The sequence below is a fragment of the Pseudoalteromonas sp. SR44-5 genome, from assembly GCF_014163675.1.
In the GTDB taxonomy this organism is placed as follows: domain Bacteria; phylum Pseudomonadota; class Gammaproteobacteria; order Enterobacterales; family Alteromonadaceae; genus Pseudoalteromonas; species Pseudoalteromonas rhizosphaerae.
The window spans coordinates 49,752-65,852 of record NZ_JACJDT010000017.1 but is presented as its reverse complement, the minus strand read 5'-3'; the positions used below and the strand labels follow the sequence as shown (position 1 = coordinate 65,852).

The window sequence follows — 16,101 nt, the reverse complement described above, 5'->3', positions numbered from 1 at the left end:
AGGAAACGATGGCGAATTATAGCACCAACGAGTTCAAGGGCGGCCTAAAAATTATGATGGACGGCGAGCCTTGCAGTATTTTAGAAAATGAAATGGTAAAACCTGGTAAAGGCCAAGCGTTTAACCGTGTTCGTATTCGTAAACTTATCTCTGGCAAAGTACTTGAAAAAACTTTTAAATCAGGTGAGTCAGTAGAGGGTGCTGATGTAATGGATACCGATCTTGCGTATCTTTACACTGATGGTGAATTTTGGCATTTCATGAATAACGAAACATTTGAACAAATCGCAGCTGATGAAAAAGCGCTTGGCGATGCTGGTAAATGGTTAGTTGAAAATGATGTATGTACTATTACTTTGTGGAACGGCAATCCAATAGCTGTTGCACCACCTAACTTTGTAGAGCTTGAGATCACTGAAACAGATCCTGGTCTTAAAGGCGACACAGCAGGTACTGGTGGTAAGCCAGCAACGCTAAGTACTGGTGCTGTTGTGCGTGTACCATTATTCGTACAAATCGGTGAAGTAATTAAAGTCGACACCCGTAACGGCGAATATGTAAGCCGTGTTAAGTAACTTTAATATAGCTTAATAAATCCCAGCTTAAGCTGGGATTTTTTTTGGAGAAAATATGTCAGCAGATCTTTGGCAACCAAGCGCACAAGTAAATACTTTGGCACAACGAGCCGCAATTTTACGCACTATTCGGGAATTCTTTTACCAACGCCACGTTATGGAAGTTGATACGCCTAGTTTAAGTGCAGCGAGTGTTACTGATGTTCATTTAGCGAGTTTTAAAACGCAGTTTATTGGCCCCGGTTTCGCTAAAGGCTTACCGCTTTACTTACAAACATCACCAGAATTTGCCATGAAGCGATTATTGGCAGCCGGCAGTGGTGCTATTTACCAAATTTGTAAGGCATTTCGTAACGAAGAGGCGGGCAGCCATCATAATCCTGAGTTTACTATGTTGGAATGGTATCGCCCTGGGTTTGATGAGTTTGCGCTGATGGATGAAATTGATGAATTAATGCAGCTTATCTTAAATGTTCCACCTGCAGAGCGTTTAACCTATCAAGATGCTTTTACCAAAGCATTAGGACTTGATCCGCTCAGTGCCACTATTGAACAGTTACAAACACTTGCCTGTGAACAGGGGTTTGCTGATATCGCTAAGCATGAAACCCACCGTGATACGTTACTACAATTATTATTTTGTATGAAAGTTGAGCCAACAATTGGCCAACAAAAACCTTGTTTTATTTATCATTTTCCTGCATCGCAAGCCGCACTGGCGAGTATTTGTGAGCATGATATTAGAGTCGCTGGGCGGTTTGAGCTTTATTATCAGAACATGGAGCTGGCGAATGGTTTTAATGAGCTCACCAATGCACAGGAGCAAGCTAAACGTTTTACTGAAGATAATGCATACCGCAAAGCGAATAACTTAACACAAGTGCCTATGGACACCCGTTTAATCGCCGCTCTTGAGCATGGTTTACCACAATGCGCAGGAGTAGCATTAGGGGTTGATAGGTTAGTGATGTTAGCAACGCAAAAAAACACCATAAAAGAAGTCATCGCGTTTGATGTAGGTAGGGCTTAAAAGGCTCAAGATTCAAGGTTAAGAAAAGGTAAAAGTAATCTAGCTTTTACCTTTTAACTTATCCCTTGAAACTCGTTTTTATAACTCGTAGATAAATGTGACGCCGGCAACCATTGGTTCGCCAAGCTGAGTGTATGTGTGAGTTGCATACCCTTCGCGTGGGTCGTTACCAAATTCAAAACCACGTGTAGGTACTTCTTCATCAAACACGTTACGTGCCCAAGCGCGAATTGACCATTGCTCAGCCTCGTAACCAGCAGTTAAATTAACTAAATTAATGTTCGGTGCCTGCGAGTTGTGGCTATCTGAGAAGTAATAATTATCTTTACCTTCAATGCCGATTGTAGCAAATAACTCATCAGTAAAGTTATAGCGAGCCGTGAATGCATACTGGTATTTAGGCGCTTGTGATTGCTCGCGACCATCTTGATCTAGACCAGATTGAGCGACAAAGTCATTGATTTTAGTATGTAAATAACCAGCGCTACCGGTGAAAAATAAGTCATCAGTTAATTGGTAACTGCCTTCAATTTCAAGGCCGTAATTCTCTCCTGAGCTGGCGTTATCAATATAACCAGTAAACTTTTGGTCTTCCACTTTCCAGGCTTTTAACTGCATATCTTCGCGATACATATAAAAGGCCGCTAAGCGCAGAATAAATTTCTCATCTAAAGAGCTACCTTTAACGCCAAATTCACCACTCCATAGGTACTCTGGTGCGAAACTAGTGTGGTTTTTAAAGAAATCAGCATCAAGATTTAAACCGTCATCTTTCGCTTTGGCGAGTGCTTCTGAGTTAATCCCTCCTGCTTTGTAACCACGAGTTAGGCTGGTATAAATCATGGTACGGTCAATGACTTGATACTCAAGGGCAAGTTTACCACCGACCATCACATCATCAGTACTTTCAATAAAACCATTATTATCGGTGTAATCACCTTGGTATTGCTCAACGCGTAAGCCTGTTATTAAGGTGGTTTTATTACCAATCGGCGTTGCTAGTTGGCCGTAAATTGCGGTATTACTAGTTTCATAAGTTGAAGCGAATGGAGCTGCAAGCCAAGTGTATTGGCGTTCTAAATCAACATTACGGGCTTGATAATAAAGTCCCGTAACCCAGTTACCACCTTTGCCATTAAATTGCAGTTCAGCAGCCTGGTCTTGACGATCTCGAAAGTAGCTATCGGTTGAGCTATAACCATCGGGGTGCAGTCCTGCACCGCATAACTGCGGCTTATTAATATCGTTACATACCCAGTCTTCATCAAAGCTATAAACTAAATCACTATCAATACCTGATAAGTTTAAACTGACATCAAACCAATCAAAGCCAGTGTAGATGTTGGCAAGACCTATCGCGATACTTTCTTGGTTATCTTGGCCTGGGTTATCGGCTACACTATTACGGCTATTATCAAGCGTAAATGCATCATAGCCGTTATTGATATCAATATAATGAACGCTTAATTCTGTGCGAAGGTGATCTGTAAGTTGGCTGTGTAGTTTAAAACGACTAACCAGTTCATCTTGCTGTTGTGTTGACTCGTTTAAATATAGGTTATCAACATAACCATCAGACTCACGTTGATAAATACTAGCGCGCACTGCGGTGCTGTCTGTAATACCAATACCTGCGGCAACACCGGCTTCATAACTGTTGTAGTTACCTGCGCCTAGCTGCACTTTGACGCTTGGATCAAAAGTTGGATCGGCTGATTCCATTTGGATCATACCAGCCATACCATCAGCACCAAAGCGAGTACCTTGCGGACCGCGATAAATCTCAACTTGGTTAACATCAAACAGTAATGAACTACCACCTAACCCTGAATAATTAATGCCATCAATCACTAAGCCAACAGAAGGGTTAATAGGGTCAACAAATTGTGAGCGTAAACCAACCCCACGAATTTGGATGTAACGGCCACGAGAAGCACCAGCGGTAAAATTTACGTTGGCAGCACTGGCAAGCATTTCGTCTAGAAAACTAGCGCCTCGGTCATTAATTTCGCGTTCGCTAAATAAACTGGCACTGGCACTAAGGGTTTGAATGCTTTCTTTTTGAAAGTCTCCGGTGACGAGTATTTTTTCAAGATCAGTATCTTCAGCAAAAGCTGGGGCGCTTATCAAAGGTAAAAGCGCGGCAGTAATTAAAGACAGGCGTAGTTTCATTCTATTACTTAACTCCATTTTAAGGACTTGCATGATAGCAACTATTCTCATTAAAGTCGTGATACCAGTTATATTTATGTGCTATAAACGCGCACAGTATACATAATAAGGAATACAAATATGACCTTTAAAGTTGACTTTAAAGTACGCGACTACGAATGCGATTTACAAGGCATTGTAAATAATAGTGTGTATTTTAATTACCTAGAGCATGCGCGCCATGAGTTTTTGCATGCGAATGGGGTTGATTTTGCTCAGCTTACTCGCGATAAAATTAATTTAGTCGTAATGCGTAGCGAGATGGATTACAAGCAATCACTAATGCCCGGCGATGAGTTTTATGTTGCTGTAGAGCCTGAGCGTATTAGTCGCTTAAAGTTTGGCTTTCGACAAACCGTGGTACGAAAGCATGATGAAAAAGTGATGTTAAAGGCACTGGTGATTGGCACCGCGGTGAATGATCTAGGTCGGCCATTTTTGCCCGAGCAAGTTGATCTACTATTTAAGTCTGAGTAATTTTCCGGTGCCACCTTTTTTACTATCTTAGAACATTTTTTTACATTAAAAACATGCATTATTAACGGTATAAACTGTTATTTATTGTTATCATGTTGCAATTGAGTTTTAGGTTAGTAATTACATGAAATTAGCAGCAATCCCGATGCTTATAATCGGTTTATGTATTGGCTGCTCATCGACAGGGACAGTCACCAGTGAGCAATTAAAATACACTAAGTGGCAACTATCACGGGTTGATGGTTTAGCAATCCCTGCATCATATTCAGCATCATTAAGTTTTATTGAAGCCCTGCAAGTCAATGGCTTTGCTGGTTGTAATAAATTTTTTGGTGAAGGTCAACTTGATGATAATCATTTAACGGTGAATAAATTAGGTATGACCCGTAAATCATGCGGAGATAAATTGGACGAGTTTGAACAGCAGTTTTTAAATGCGTTAAAGCAAGGTGTGCCACTGCAAATTCAAGATCAACAATTGGTTTTAAATGGCGAGCAAACATTTGCGTTTATTCCCGCAAGTTGATCTCTTGCAGGCTCGCAATATCTAACGTACACTCGTTAGCGAACAATATATAGAATTTTACTTGTCGGAGTGCCTTGAGTTTTTAACTTAAAGGCTGAGATCGCGAAAGCGGGATCCGTGAACCTGATCAGGCTAACACCTGCGTAGGGAACAAGCTGCCTAAAACGGGTGCTTGTGCGCCAGTTTTGGGCATAAGCACTGTGGCTGCCAAGGTTGGTAGTGCTTTTTTGTAACACCAATCTACGATCCATGTAGCATTTGCTACTCTCTATTGCGTTGCTTTTTATCGCACAGCAGTATCTGACAAGACAACCCTTTTAGCAATGAGGTAAGTCATGTCAAACACATCAAATAAACCGTCTCGCCGCGAAACTCGTGCGGCTGCATCAGATTATATTTATAACCTTACTGGGCAACCATTTCCAAGCTCACACAAAGTTTATGTACAAGGTACGCAAGATAATGTGCGTGTTGGTATGCGTGAAATTACTTTGAGTGATACCTTTATCGGTGGCACCGATGAAAACCCAGTGTACGAATCAAATGCACCACTGCGTGTTTATGATACGTCAGGCCCATACACAGATCCTGATTTTACTCTAGATGTTCGTAAAGGGCTGGATAAGTACCGCGAACAGTGGATTGAAAGCCGTGGCGATACTGAAATTTTAGGCTCAGTCAGCTCGCAGTTTTCTCAGCAACGCATGGCAGATGAAGGCCTTGATCATATTCGTTTTGAGCATCTCCCAAAAATTCGCCGCGCTAAAGCCGGTAAAAATGTCACGCAAATGCATTATGCTCGCCAAGGTATTATCACACCGGAAATGGAATATGTCGCAATTCGTGAAAACATGGGCCGTGCGCAACTTCAAAAAGAGTTATTAGCACAGCAGCACCAAGGCGAGTCGTTTGGTGCGAGTATCCCTGAGTTTATCACTCCTGAATTTGTGCGTGATGAAATTGCCCGTGGTCGTGCGATTTTACCTAACAACATTAATCACCCAGAAACCGAGCCGATGATTGTAGGGCGCAATTTTTTAGTGAAAGTGAACGCTAATATTGGCAACTCATCAGTTAGCTCATCTATTGAAGAAGAAGTTGAAAAAATGGTCTGGTCAACCCGCTGGGGCGCTGACACAGTTATGGATTTATCAACGGGTCGTTATATTCATGAAACTCGTGAATGGGTAGTACGTAACTCACCAGTGCCAATTGGTACAGTGCCTATTTATCAAGCGCTTGAAAAAGTAAATGGGGTTGCCGAAGATCTAACGTGGGAAATTTTCCGCGATACTCTAATTGAACAAGCCGAGCAGGGGGTGGATTACTTTACTATTCACGCTGGGGTGTTATTACGCTACGTTCCAATGACGGCAAAACGTGTCACTGGGATTGTGTCGCGCGGCGGTTCAATTATGGCGAAATGGTGTTTAGCGCATCATAAAGAAAACTTCCTTTATACTCATTTTGAAGATATTTGTGAGATTTTGAAACAGTACGATGTATGTTTCTCATTAGGAGATGGCCTGCGTCCTGGTTCAATTGCAGATGCCAACGATGACGCGCAATTTAGTGAACTGCGTACGTTAGGTGAGCTGACCAAAATCGCGTGGAAACACGATGTACAAGTGTTTATTGAAGGCCCAGGGCATGTGCCAATGCATATGATCAAAGCCAATATGGAAGAGCAGCTTAAGCATTGCGACGAAGCACCTTTTTACACCCTTGGTCCGCTGACAACTGACATCGCCCCAGGCTATGACCATATCACCTCTGGTATTGGGGCGGCGCAAATTGCATGGTATGGCTGTGCAATGCTGTGTTATGTCACACCAAAAGAGCATTTAGGTTTACCAAATAAAGAAGACGTAAAAGAAGGGCTGATCACCTATAAAATTGCCGCTCATGCCGCCGATTTAGCCAAAGGTCATCCCGGAGCGCAAGAGCGTGATAATGCGTTATCAAAAGCGCGTTTTGAGTTCCGCTGGCATGACCAATTTAATATTGGTTTAGACCCTGTTCGTGCTCGTGAATACCATGACGAAACACTGCCACAAGAATCTGGCAAAGTAGCGCATTTTTGCTCTATGTGTGGGCCAAAATTCTGCTCAATGAAAATCACCCAAGAAGTACGAGAATACGCTAAAGATCTAGAAGCCAGAGGCATAGATCCTAACAACGTAGGTGATGCTATTGAGATCAAAATGGTCGATGTTGAAGCCGAGATGCAAGCTAAATCAGCCGAATTTAAACAAAGCGGCTCAGAGATTTATCATAAAGCGGTTTAAAAACTAGTTAGTGAGTTAGAGAGTTGGCGAGTGAAAAGCTCGCTAACTTTACTCTTGTAGCTAGAAAACTGAATTAAGGATTCTCATGTCTTACAATATTGCGGTGGTGGGGTTTGGTTTAACGGGGCGTTTAACGGCGCTTGAGTTGAGTTTACAGCATCGGGTAACTGTTTATGAAGCGGGTGACAAACAAGCGCTTGATAGTGCAGGAAGAGTGGCAGCGGCGATGCTTGCACCACTGGCTGAATCTGTATTCTGCGAGCAAGACTTGGCCTTGATGGGGCTGGATTCAATAAAGCGTTGGCCGAGAATTTTAGCGCAACTTGATGAAGCGGTGTTTTTCCAACAGCAAGGCACACTTGTGGTTGCACACCAGCAAGATAAAGGTGACTTACAAAGTTTTATACTGCGTTTAAAGCCTTTAGCTGAACATCAAGGACATCAGTTAACAGGGGCACATATTGCTGAATTAGAGCCAGAGCTTACAGGGCGTTTTAACCAAGGTGTGTATTTACCTTGCGAAGGGCAAATTGATAATCAGGCTTTTTATCAAGCCAGTTTTAACACTCTAAAGCAGCGTAATGTGAGCTTTAAGTTTGCACAACAGGTTGATGTAACATCGCTAAATCTACAGCAATCGTTTGATTATATTATTGATTGCCGTGGCCTTGGCGCTAAAAGCGCAGCGTGTAAGCTACGCGGAGTGCGTGGTGAAGTAGTGCGTTTGTACGCCCCTGAGGTTAATTTAACGCGGCCAGTGCGGTTAATGCACCCGCGTTATCCTATTTATATTGCTCCGAAGCCAAATCATCAATACGTAATTGGCGCGACAGAAATTGAATCACAAGATAAGGGGGCTGCCACTGTGCGTTCGACTCTTGAGTTGTTGTCAGCAGCGTACACAGTACACAGTGGTTTTGCTGAGGCGCGAGTGTTGAATATTCAAACCGGCCTGCGTCCTGCATTTAGTGATAATCGCCCGCAGGTTTCCCAGCAGCAAAATGTGATCAGCATTAATGGCTTATATCGTCATGGTTATTTACTCGCACCGAGTTTAGTGGCCGATGCCATTGCACGGATAAAATAAGGCTTATTATGAAAGTAAGTATGAAAATAACAATTAATGGTCAACATTTTGAGTTAGCAGATAACGCCAATATAGCCCAAGGTTTGACGCAGTTTGCAGCAAAAGAGCCTTTTGCAGTGGCGCTTAATGGTCAATTTATACCGCGTAGTCAATGTGATACTACCTTACTTAACGAAGGCGATAGCATTGAATTACTGTCACCGATCCAAGGTGGCTAATATGAGTAGCGTAATATCAGATAGTTTCAGTATTTATGGTGAGCAGATCACTAGTCGGTTATTAATTGGCTCAGCACTTTATCCATCACCTGCGGTTATGGCCGATTCGATTGTTGCCTCTGGCGCGCAGATTGTTACTGTGTCATTACGACGTCAACAAAGTGCCGCCGCAGGAGATGACTTTTGGCAATTGATCAAAGATACGGGCTTAAAAATTCTACCCAATACTGCAGGCTGTCACAGTGTCAATGAAGCAATTACACTGGCACAAATGTGCCGCGAAGTGTTTGCTACCGATTGGATAAAACTTGAGTTGATTGGTGATGACTATAACCTGCAACCAGATCCATTTGCATTACTGGAAGCGACACAGATTTTATTAGCCGAAGGCTTTAAAGTATTACCTTATTGTACTGACGACTTAGTGTTATGTCAGCGTTTAGTTGATGCAGGGTGTGAAGTGCTGATGCCGTGGGGAGCGCCTATTGGCACAGGTAAGGGCTTGTTAAATAAATATAACTTAAAAACTATTCGGGAGCGCTTACCCGATACCACATTGATTGTTGATGCTGGCCTTGGCTTACCATCACACGCCTGCCAAGCGCTGGAATTAGGTTATGATGCGGTGTTATTGAATTCGGCTATTGCAGGGGCGGGCTGCCCTGTTACCATGAGTCATGCATTTAAAGCAGCCGTTGATGCGGGTCGTTTTGCTTACCGAGCAAAGGCGATGCCAGAAAAAGACGTCGCTGCGCCATCTACGCCCACTATGGGTATGCCATTTTGGCATCAACAGTAATAAATGAAGTAAAAAATTAGGAAATACGTAACTATGAATCATGTTGTTTGGACAATTGCTGGCTCTGACTCTGGCGGTGGTGCAGGTATTCAGGCGGATATTAAAGCGATGCAAAGTTTTGGCGTCCATGGTTGTACAGCGATCACCGCATTGACTGCGCAAAACAGCCTAGGCGTTGAAGCACTTAACCCGATTTCAACCGATGTTATTGAGTCGCAATTACTCGCCCTTGAAAGCGACATGAAAGCCCGTGTTATTAAAATTGGTATGCTTGCCAATGTGCAGCAAATTCAATTGATCAGTGAGCATCTAAAACATTATAAAGCCACTTGGCCGGTTGCGCCTTTGGTTGTATATGATCCGGTGGCCATTGCTAGCAGTGGTGACTTACTGACAGAAGAAGATACCGTTAGCGCAATTAAAGAATGCTTATTGCCGCTGGTGGATGTGATCACCCCCAATACCCATGAAACGCAGTTGCTCACTGGGATATATTTAATTGGTCCCAGTGCTGTGATCGAGGCTGCGCAAAAGCTACAAAGTTGGGGCGCAAAAGCGGTACTGATCAAAGGTGGCCATTGGGATTATCCAAGCGGATATTGCATTGATTACTGCAGTGATGCCAGCTCTTATGGCAGCAATGAATATTGGCTTGGTAACGAAAAAATTCAAACGCCGCACAGCCATGGTACCGGTTGTAGTATGGCGTCAGTGATTGCAGCGTGTTTAGCGAAAGGTTACCCGCTTAAAGATGCCTTTATTTTAGCCAAAGCCTATATAAATCAAGGTTTAAAAGCTGCGGTTCGTTATGGTGAAGGAATTGGCCCTGTGGCACAAACGAGCTTTCCCGATAATCTTGATGATTACCCACAAGTCATTGAAGCGGGTAGTTGGCTGGGTGATGAGCTGGATTTTGAACAACCAAACGAATTTACTATGGCGGCAGGTTTTACTGAGTGTGAAAACAAACAGCTTGGTTTATATGCAGTGGTTGATAGTCTCGATTGGTTAGAAAAGTGTTTAGCGCAAGGCGTTAAAACTGTACAACTTAGAATGAAAAACGCCAGCGAAGAAGAGCTTGAACACGCTATTGCTGCGGCGGTCACACTTGGTAAAAAGTACGATGGCAATGTGTATATCAACGATCATTGGCAGCTGGCAATCAAACATGGCGCTTATGGTGTGCATTTAGGTCAAGAAGATTTACTTGAGGCTAATCTGGTGGCCATTAAAGAGTCGGGCATGCGTTTGGGGATTTCGACCCATGGTTTTTATGAAATGCTGCGCGCTCATAATTACCGCCCGAGTTATATGGCGTTTGGCGCTATTTACCCAACCACGACCAAAGATATGACAGGGCAAATTCAAGGGCTTGAAAAGTTAAAGCATTTTGTGCCGTTAATGAGTGATTACCCAACGGTAGCTATTGGTGGCATTGATTTAGCACGAGCGGGCGAGGTTGCTGCAACCGGTGTTGGCAGTGTAGCTGTTGTTAGGGCTATTAGTGAGGCCAGTGACTATCAACAGGCGATTGCCGATTTACAAATGGTTATTAATAGCAATGAGTGAGGCAATAAAAGGATCTTTATCTGACAAAGAGCAGTTACGTTACAGTCGTCATTTAATGCTTAAAGAAGTCGGCTTTGAAGGGCAATTAAATCTCAAAGCCGCTCACGTTGTGGTAATTGGAGCGGGGGGGTTAGGCAGCCCCGCATTACTGTATTTAGCTGCGGCTGGCATTGGCGAATTAAGCTTGCTAGATGATGATAAGGTTGAGCTTTCAAATTTACAGCGCCAAGTGCTCTATAAAGTAAATCATTTAGGGCAAGATAAGGTCAGCGCTGCGGGCAAAGTATTAAGCAGCTTAAATAATCAAATCAAGATCAACACAGTAAGTGCAAAACTAACCACTGAAAATGCTGAACAAGTTTTTACTGGCGCAACCTTAGTACTTGATTGCAGCGATAACTTCAGCACTCGCTATGTAGTAAACCAGCAATGCTTGGCACTGGGTATTCCACTGGTGTCGGGGGCGGCAATAGCGAGTGAAGGGCAGTTGATGTGTTTCGATTTTCGCCAGCCACAGAGCCCTTGTTACGGGTGTATATTTGGAGCACAACCGCAACAGCAAGCGCTTAATTGCAGTAACGCGGGCGTGCTTAGTCCGTTGTTAGGTGTTATTGGCTCGATGCAAGCACTGTTGGCAGTTAATATCTTGCTGGGCCATCATCAAGGCAGTCAGTTTATTCGTTTTGATGGGCTAAGTTTAGCGCAGCAGCAGTTTAAATTAACTAAAGCGCCCGAATGTACTGAGTGTGCTGGGGAAAGAGCTTAAATAAAAAACGCGGCATGACTGCATTAGTCAGTCCGCGTTTTTAATTAAAATGAGTTATAACTTAATTATTAATTAGGTATTAATCATCAATCATCAATCATCAATCATCAATCATCAATTTTAGCAAACGGTGTGCCCATGCGAGTCACTGTGCCTGGTTTTTGATCATCAAAGATATCTGCTTTATTAGCACCCCAGGCTAAAATAACCGTGGAGCCTAATTTAAAGCGACCCATCTCTTCACCCTTTTTCAAGGTAATTGCATTTTCACCTGAGGTTTTGTAGTTCCAGCTAAATACATCTTTACCTGCTGGTGGTGTAACTGTACCTGCCCAAATAGTTTCGATACTGGCAACAATTGTTGCACCCACTAATACCATGGCAAGCGGGCCAATTTCAGTCTCAAAAATGGCTACTACGCGTTCGTTACGAGCGAATAGGTTAGGTACATTTTGCGCGGTAAGTGGGTTTACTGAAAATAAATCACCGGGGACGTAAATCATTTTACTCAAGGTGCCATCAATCGGCATATGAATACGATGATAATCTTTTGGCGCTAAGTAAATCGTTGCAAAGTCGCCGCCTAAAAAAGGCGCTGTATCTTGCTCTGAGCCGCCAAGTAAAGCTTGTAAGCTATAGCCATGTCCTTTGGCTTGAATAAGCTGGCCTTCAACAATTGGGCCTAGTTGACTGATGGCACCATCTACAGGATGAGTAATGATGTCATCTTCAGTGGTTAATGGCCGAACGCCTTCTTTTAAAGGACGAGTAAAAAACTCATTAAACGTTTTATAGTGAGCTGGGTCGCTATATTGCGCTTCATTCATATCAATTTTATATTGTTTAATAAACAATTTAATTAAAGTAGTTGTTAGTGCGCCTGCTTTAGCTGCAGCTAACTTGCCTACCATACGGGATACAAAATGTTTTGGCATTGCGTACTGCATTGCGATTTTGAATTTGTCTAAACTCACAAGTTTTTTCCTAAAAAATTATACGCGTGGAGCACGAGCACCCGCTCGGCCATCGGCCATTGTTTCTAAAATTCTATGGTAGCTATCAAAACGTAGCTGTGAAATATCACCATCATCGATTGCTTGGCGAATTATACAGCCCGGATCATTTAAATGCTTACAGTCTCTAAAGCGGCAACCGCCAATAAACTTGCGAAACTCTTTAAAGCACCAAGTAACGCGCTCTACATCTAAATGCCACAAGCCAAATTCACGAATACCAGGGGAATCAATTAAGTTACCGCCTGAAGGTAAGTGATGAAGTCGTGACACGGTTGTTGTGTGTTGGCCAAGGCCACTATTTTCAGAGACCTCTTTGGTCAGTATTTCAGCATCAGGTAAAACAGTGTTAACTAAAGTTGATTTACCCACACCACTTTGACCAACAAAAATACTATTTTTATCAATTAAGGTTTCTTTGAGTGCATCAATACCGTAACCGGTTTTATTACTGACTAGTAATACTTGATAATCAAGTGACCTATAAATATCCAGAATTTTATTGATGTTAGCAAGCCCAGGCTCATCAATTAAATCTATTTTATTGAGCACTAAAATAGGCTCAATGCCCATATCTTCGCAAGCAATTAAATAGCGGTCGATAATACTGGGGGTAAACTCTGGTAGTACCGCAGAGACCATCAAAATCTGGTCAATGTTGGCGGCTATGACTTTTACACCGTCGTAAAAATCAGGGCGAGTAAGTTGCGAGCGCCGTTCATGCATCGCTTCTATAACGCCAGCTAAATCACCTTCGCTGACTTTTGCGCGGCGAAATTGCACTTCGTCTCCGCAAACAATACCTTTAACGGTACGGCGAATATTGCAGCGCAAAACATCTCCGTTATCAGTTTCAATATCGGCATGTTGACCAAACCGACTGATCACCACGGCATTTTCAGGCGCACCTAAATTGTCAGTTTGCCATTGCTCAACCTTGTTAGTGGTTGGCGCAGAATCTGCATTAGACAAGCGTTTTTGGTGATTGGCCTTAATCCTACGGGATTGACCTTTACTTAATTTCTTCTGTTTTGCCACTTTTGGCCCATAACTTAGTTAAATGTCGTGCTTTTTGAAAAAAAAGCTTTAGGTCGACTGATGATACTAATATGATATATCTAAATGCGTTAGATCTAAAGGAAAGCACCGCAAGGTAATTATGTCTTTTCATAAATCAAATCTGATTTGGCTCGACCTCGAAATGACAGGTCTTGAACCAAGTACAGACAAAATACTCGAAATAGCCACGGTTGTCACCGACAGTGCGTTAAACATCTTGGCTGAAGGGCCAACTATTGCAATTCATCAAAGTGATGAGTTGCTTGATGGTATGGATGAATGGTGTACTAAGCAACATGGTCAGTCAGGGTTAACTGCACGCTGTAAAGCGAGCACATTCACAGAGCAAGATGCTGTTGAACAAACTTTGGCATTTTTAAAGCAGTGGGTTCCTGCAGGCGCTTCGCCTATGTGTGGTAATTCAATAGGCCAAGATAGACGCTTTATGAATAAATATATGCGTGAACTGGAAGATTACTTCCACTATCGTAATTTAGACGTAAGCACTATCAAAGAACTAGCACGACGCTGGAAACCAGAAGTTTTAGCACAAGTGCACAAAAAAGGTTCACACCTTGCTCTTGATGATATCAAAGATTCCATCATGGAATTAAAAGTCTACCAAGAAAAATTCTTTAATTTGTAAAAAACACTTGCAAACACATCGGATTATTGTAGAATCCTGCCCCGCTTAAGACGATAACCCCCGCGGGGTTAGTGTGCTTGAGCAATTTGAATGCGGCACTAGTTCAGTTGCCGGAACGTTCACCGCGACCTGTCGCGGACCAACGGAAAAATTACTGACTATTTTGAATGCGGCACTAGCTCAGTTGCCAGAACGTTTACCGCGACTTGTCGCGCACCAACGGACAAATTACTGACAATTTTGAAATGCGGCACTAGCTCAGTTGGTAGAGCGCGACCTTGCCAAGGTCGAGGTCACGAGTTCGAGCCTCGTGTGCCGCTCCAATTTCTCACCAAAGAAATTGCAGCAAGTTTCAAATTAAAAGCTATAAACTTTTTTAGAACCTAGAACCTAAAAATTATAATGCGGCACTAGCTCAGTTGCCAGAACGTTTTACCGCGACTTGTCGCGCACCAACGGACAAATTACTGACTATTTTGAAATGAGGCACTAGCTCAGTTGCCAGAACGTTTTACCGCGACTTGTCGCGCACCAACGGACAAATTACTGACTATTTTGAAATGCGGCACTAGCTCAGTTGGTAGAGCGCGACCTTGCCAAGGTCGAGGTCACGAGTTCGAGCCTCGTGTGCCGCTCCAATTTCTAACCAAAGAAATTGGAGTAATTTTAAAGTGAAAAATATTATGCGGTACTAGCTCAGTTGGTAGAGCGCGACCTTGCCAAGGTCGAGGTCACGAGTTCGAGCCTCGTGTACCGCTCCAATCTCTTTAAGTAAACATCCAATCTCTATTAATTCACTAGCAGATAAACACATGTCGTCATCTAAAAGACGTTCTAAGCGTTATGTTTAAGGCTTTAGCTGATTTCTAAGAGACACACGGCTTCCCACATCAATTTAGTGTATTCAGTCCGTTTATCAGCCACTTTAAGTTTTATATTTTTTGAGTAATTCCCTTTTTTTGCTATTGTAAAATATGGGAATAACTCAAAAGGGAATTTATTTATGAAATATTTAATGTTAATGGGTTTTGTTTTTATTTCATTCGGAGCATTTTCTGCGCCTTTAGATGATTGTGATAAACCTAATCAGCCTGACCACTATTATGAGGTGTGTCCAATAAAGGTGTTAATCACAGGTAAAAGTAAAATTGAAGGTGAAGAAGAGTTATTGATATCAGGCAAAATGTTTGAAGTAAAATATTATGCTTCACTATTTACAGAGACAAAAAAGCAAGGAGCATTGACGCTTAGTACTAAGAAAAATGTGAAGGTAAATAAATTAGATATTAATTTACGTTTTGAAGATTGCGATCAAAAAAATTGTAACTTAAGTGATTACAAAGAACATTTACAGCATCTAGTTGGAGATATAAGCATTTTTTTTAAAGCAATGGTTGGAAATGCGAATAGAAAGAAAATTGAGGATAATCTTAAAAATAGACTATTGGAGCTAGATCGCTCCATTTCATTTTCTGATATCACCACAGCTGTTGACCTTTTTTTAAAAGCTAGTAATAAGCCTGTATTTTTTAAGTTTTTGAATCCGCATGGGAATGTTATCGCATACATACGTGCCGATATAGATTTAAATGGGTATGTAAAGCTTTCTGAATTTATTTATAGAGTCGTAGAGGGAAATGAAACAAGCTGGTTGGGGAATAGAGACTATGACTTAAATGCCAGTGATGCTATGTGGGACTTTTTGTGGGAAAGACAATTAAGAAGAGTTAAAAGATGTGTAAACACGATTGTTCAAGTTAGAAACATGAATGGTAATCTAGAAAGTTTTCCAAGCACTCAGTGTTGGTATATATACAACTAAAAAAAGCTAAGATGG

Annotated in this window: 15 protein-coding genes, 3 tRNA genes and 1 riboswitch; of the genes, 15 read left to right on the top strand and 3 right to left on the bottom strand. The window is 42.2% G+C overall.

What is annotated here, in order from left to right; genetic code table 11:
* Positions 1–8 precede the first annotated feature (8 nt).
* Both efp and epmA read left to right on the top strand, forming a co-directional pair.
* Complete coding sequence (efp, locus tag H5154_RS11465) at positions 9–575, top strand: elongation factor P (protein ID WP_145234620.1); 567 nt, start codon at positions 9–11, stop codon at positions 573–575.
* A 55-nt stretch (positions 576–630) separates the two neighbouring features.
* A complete protein-coding gene (gene epmA / locus H5154_RS11460) occupies positions 631–1,605 on the top strand; it encodes an elongation factor P--(R)-beta-lysine ligase (RefSeq protein WP_145234622.1) in 975 nt (324 codons plus the stop codon).
* Positions 1,606–1,683: 78 nt separating this feature from the next.
* On the opposite strand, the gene H5154_RS11455 is transcribed toward epmA, so the two are convergent.
* A complete protein-coding gene (locus tag H5154_RS11455; protein WP_182718364.1) occupies positions 1,684–3,777 on the bottom strand; it encodes a TonB-dependent receptor in 2,094 nt (697 codons plus the stop codon).
* Between the two features lie 120 nt (positions 3,778–3,897).
* Here H5154_RS11455 and H5154_RS11450 point away from each other — a divergent pair, with 120 nt between their 5' ends.
* The 8 genes from H5154_RS11450 to H5154_RS11415 all read left to right on the top strand — a co-directional run bounded on the left by H5154_RS11450 (position 3,898) and on the right by H5154_RS11415 (position 11,546).
* Positions 3,898–4,293, top strand: coding sequence for a thioesterase family protein (locus tag H5154_RS11450; RefSeq protein ID WP_182718354.1), 396 nt, complete (start codon positions 3,898–3,900; stop codon positions 4,291–4,293).
* A gap of 124 nt (positions 4,294–4,417) precedes the next feature.
* Complete coding sequence (locus H5154_RS11445) at positions 4,418–4,819, top strand: META domain-containing protein (protein WP_281290953.1); 402 nt, start codon at positions 4,418–4,420, stop codon at positions 4,817–4,819.
* A gap of 55 nt (positions 4,820–4,874) precedes the next feature.
* A riboswitch (TPP riboswitch) is annotated at positions 4,875–4,986 on the top strand.
* A gap of 168 nt (positions 4,987–5,154) precedes the next feature.
* Positions 5,155–7,107: a phosphomethylpyrimidine synthase ThiC gene (gene thiC / locus H5154_RS11440; protein WP_220493106.1), complete on the top strand. Its 1,953-nt coding sequence runs from the start codon at positions 5,155–5,157 to the stop codon at positions 7,105–7,107.
* An 85-nt stretch (positions 7,108–7,192) separates the two neighbouring features.
* Entirely contained in the window at positions 7,193–8,194 is a 1,002-nt protein-coding gene (locus tag H5154_RS11435; protein ID WP_182718353.1) for an FAD-dependent oxidoreductase, read from the top strand.
* A gap of 20 nt (positions 8,195–8,214) precedes the next feature.
* Entirely contained in the window at positions 8,215–8,412 is a 198-nt protein-coding gene (gene thiS / locus H5154_RS11430) for a sulfur carrier protein ThiS (RefSeq protein WP_145234634.1), read from the top strand.
* Position 8,413: 1 nt separating this feature from the next.
* Complete coding sequence (locus H5154_RS11425; protein WP_145234637.1) at positions 8,414–9,211, top strand: thiazole synthase; 798 nt, start codon at positions 8,414–8,416, stop codon at positions 9,209–9,211.
* Between the two features lie 33 nt (positions 9,212–9,244).
* Positions 9,245–10,780: a thiamine phosphate synthase gene (gene thiE / locus H5154_RS11420; protein ID WP_182718352.1), complete on the top strand. Its 1,536-nt coding sequence runs from the start codon at positions 9,245–9,247 to the stop codon at positions 10,778–10,780.
* On the top strand, positions 10,773–11,546 hold the full coding sequence (locus H5154_RS11415; RefSeq protein ID WP_182718351.1) for a HesA/MoeB/ThiF family protein: 774 nt from the start codon (positions 10,773–10,775) through the stop codon (positions 11,544–11,546). Before thiE ends, H5154_RS11415 begins: the two co-directional genes overlap by 8 nt.
* Before the next feature lie 107 nt (positions 11,547–11,653).
* On the opposite strand, the gene asd is transcribed toward H5154_RS11415, so the two are convergent.
* Both asd and rsgA read right to left on the bottom strand, forming a co-directional pair.
* Complete coding sequence (gene asd, locus H5154_RS11410) at positions 11,654–12,520, bottom strand: archaetidylserine decarboxylase (RefSeq protein ID WP_182718350.1); 867 nt, start codon at positions 12,518–12,520, stop codon at positions 11,654–11,656.
* Between the two features lie 18 nt (positions 12,521–12,538).
* Positions 12,539–13,597, bottom strand: coding sequence for a small ribosomal subunit biogenesis GTPase RsgA (rsgA, locus tag H5154_RS11405; protein ID WP_145234644.1), 1,059 nt, complete (start codon positions 13,595–13,597; stop codon positions 12,539–12,541).
* 121 nt (positions 13,598–13,718) lie between these two features.
* Here rsgA and orn point away from each other — a divergent pair, with 121 nt between their 5' ends.
* The 5 genes from orn (at position 13,719) to H5154_RS11380 (ending at position 16,086) form a co-directional block, all read left to right on the top strand.
* A complete protein-coding gene (gene orn / locus H5154_RS11400; RefSeq protein ID WP_145234646.1) occupies positions 13,719–14,264 on the top strand; it encodes an oligoribonuclease in 546 nt (181 codons plus the stop codon).
* A gap of 247 nt (positions 14,265–14,511) precedes the next feature.
* Positions 14,512–14,587, top strand: a tRNA-Gly gene (locus H5154_RS11395).
* Positions 14,588–14,826: 239 nt separating this feature from the next.
* Positions 14,827–14,902: transfer RNA gene (locus tag H5154_RS11390), tRNA-Gly, on the top strand.
* Between the two features lie 47 nt (positions 14,903–14,949).
* Positions 14,950–15,025: transfer RNA gene (locus H5154_RS11385), tRNA-Gly, on the top strand.
* A gap of 242 nt (positions 15,026–15,267) precedes the next feature.
* A complete protein-coding gene (locus tag H5154_RS11380; RefSeq protein ID WP_169021497.1) occupies positions 15,268–16,086 on the top strand; it encodes a hypothetical protein in 819 nt (272 codons plus the stop codon).
* Positions 16,087–16,101: the final 15 nt, after the last annotated feature.